The organism is Bacillus luti, assembly GCF_001884105.1.
In the GTDB taxonomy this organism is placed as follows: Bacteria; Bacillota; Bacilli; order Bacillales; family Bacillaceae_G; genus Bacillus_A; species Bacillus_A luti.
In genome coordinates this window covers 1-210 of record NZ_MACI01000098.1, presented here as the reverse complement: position 1 = coordinate 210, position 210 = coordinate 1, and the positions used below count along the sequence as shown (strand labels likewise).

Annotated in this window: 1 pseudogene; it reads right to left on the bottom strand. The window is 41.9% G+C overall.

The annotated features are described in order from the left end of the window. Positions 1-210, bottom strand: a pseudogene (locus BAQ48_RS26070) (LPXTG cell wall anchor domain-containing protein); the annotation flags it as partial.

Sequence of the window (210 nt, the reverse complement as noted above, 5' to 3'; positions counted from 1 at the left end):
TCTAGATCTACATGAATTTCCGGTTTTTCTGTTACCTCTGGTTTTTCAAGCACGTTCGGCTCTTCTGTCACCCTTGGTTCTTCTGGTTTCTCTAGCTCTTTCAAGTCTTCTGTTGTTTCTTCTTCTATCTGTTCTTCCTCTAGATCTACATGAATTTCCGGTTTTTCTGTTACCTCTGGTTTTTCAAGCACGTTCGGCTCTTCTGTCACC